Here is a 2,049-nt window from a genome sequence, read left to right as displayed (position 1 = left end):
TGCGGTTCCTACGGTAGAAGTCGATAACGCGAGAGTTCGCTGTCATCGTCAGCTTCGCCCGCACGTGATTGTGCGACATCGCAGCGATGGCATCGCCGTGTAAGCGCCACAGTTCCAGGAAGACCTCGTGGGCGAGATCCTCAGCGAGACAGGCATTTCCACGCAACGCGAGCTTCAGATGTGAACGAAGGCGCTGATACTCACGTACGTAAATGTCCCTGATCGACGACAAATCCTCCCTTTCGGAAGCTTCTGTCATGGACGTGGTCTCTTCTGTGGCATCAACTCGACTGGCGTGACCACGTCCATCGCTGGGACGGTTGCTACTTCGATCACATGCGCTGCGATCGATGATCCGCACTGGTTGATGCTGATCACTCGGCTACCGGCAGGTGCTTCACGCAAGATCATTCGTGTATCACGATGCTGCTGGCAGGCTCGAATCCAACCGATCAGTCCTGACCCGACAGCCCCCAGGATGGGGATGAGAACAAACCACAGCGGGCCCGACCACGGTAGGTGGCTCCAGGAGGACATCGTCATGCAGGGTAATCGTTTTCCGGCCACAGAATCTCTGGATCGGCAGGTCAAGCCGACCATCTGACCGCCGACGCCAGTAGCCAATGACTTTGTGCGGCAAGGCTAAGCGCCGGATCGGGCAGAGATGTTCCTTCTGCCCCCCGGCGCTCACCCCTGCTTGCTAGAGCAAGTAGGTACCCGTGAAGATGCTCATACCAGCCGTGCTGCCCATGCGGCGTCCGCTAATCGCCAGATCGGCGTAGCTGTTCTGCCCGGTGCGCGCCATATGCGGGAAAACAATCTGCTTCAGGGCGATTGCCTCGGCCGCGGCGAAGCTGGTGGAACTAGGCAGTTCCAGCTTGAAGGAATGCTGCTCCATCTGCGTGAAGCCTCCTATGACTGATCGGGCCTGACAATCAGGCGCGATAGGAGGCTACGCCTCGGCCCCGACAGAATGATCGTGGTTCATCGGGTAGGCCCGTGGGACTAGCAGGCTCGAAACCGTCCCCATTGCACCATCTCTCGTCAGCCCCCGGTCCCGCGACGAGCCTGGGCGCGGCGGACGATCTTCAGCAGGAGGTCAGCAAGCTGGATGATCTCGGCGGCTTCTACGGCGTCGTCGAATTGGACTGTCCGGTGGCTCGCCGGGTTTTTGAACGCACCGATCGCACCGGCGAACAGATCCATCGTTGCGGACTTCTCGCCGCCTTCGGCGGCGGTGTCCGTGAGCGGGCCGCCCTCGGGTTTGAACGCCTTGCGCATCAAGTTCACTCCGAGCACCGAGTTGTCCAGCCCTGCGGCAACGCGCACAGCCACTTCGACCTCCTTCATCGCGGCGAAACACGCGGTTTCGTAGTCGCCGATGTTGAAATTCGCCCGCACTTTGGCCTCGAGCGCGGGAGCGATATTTCCGGCCAGGCGCTCGCTCGCATACAGCTTCGTGAGGGCGTCAGGGTCGGCCGCGACCTCGCGGCCTTGGGCGGTCAGGCGCCCCCAACTACCAGAGCTCCCGTTGGCAGGCGGGCCTACAAGACCGCGGCTCTGAATCCACGCGATCGCATCCGACACCCGGCCGAGCAAGACGAGACGGTCGGGGACCTGCGCAAACGCATGGTTCGCATAGACCATGACGTTGTACAGGTTGACCTGATCCGGGTTGGCTGCCAGGTCGTTCAGCAGTGCGAGTGCGAGGTCGGTTGTTGACAAATCCCGGACCTGGTCGGCGGACACACTTCCCAGCTGCGTCGGTCCCACGATGAAGTTGGTCATGCACGCACGCTAATTCCAGCCGCCGACACCTTCGCGTCCGGAACGCTCCACCGCAGCGGGCGGTCGACGATCGCGGCGGCATATGGACCATCGGGCACTCGCCCGCACAAACCTGTCTATACGCCGAAGCCAGTCCCATTGTCGTGAGATGGCCCGATCGACGGAATGTCTCGGTAGGGGCCGGGATCCCAGGCGCGCGCCGACTTCTTCGCCGCGGCCGCCGATTCTGGCTCTGCGAGGCGTTCCAGGCGCTCCAGTTCC

At 62.0% G+C, this 2,049-nt stretch carries 3 protein-coding genes; all 3 read right to left on the bottom strand.

What is annotated here, in order from left to right; genetic code table 11:
• Positions 1 to 259 (bottom strand): RNA polymerase sigma factor (locus tag NP3_RS50020; RefSeq protein ID WP_218024997.1); only part of this gene is annotated, 259 nt, incomplete at its 3' end.
• 441 nt (positions 260 to 700) lie between these two features.
• Positions 701 to 898, bottom strand: a complete 198-nt coding sequence (locus tag NP3_RS36280; RefSeq protein ID WP_063046243.1) for a hypothetical protein — start codon at positions 896 to 898, stop codon at positions 701 to 703.
• A gap of 146 nt (positions 899 to 1,044) precedes the next feature.
• On the bottom strand, positions 1,045 to 1,749 hold the full coding sequence (locus tag NP3_RS36275; protein WP_218024996.1) for a TIGR02391 family protein: 705 nt from the start codon (positions 1,747 to 1,749) through the stop codon (positions 1,045 to 1,047).
• Between the last annotated feature and the right edge of the window lie 300 nt (positions 1,750 to 2,049).

Source organism: Nocardia pseudovaccinii NBRC 100343, from assembly GCF_001613225.1.
Classification (GTDB): domain Bacteria; phylum Actinomycetota; class Actinomycetes; order Mycobacteriales; family Mycobacteriaceae; genus Nocardia; species Nocardia pseudovaccinii.
The sequence above is the reverse complement of the archived record's forward strand: the minus strand, read 5'-3'. Positions and strand labels throughout refer to the sequence as shown.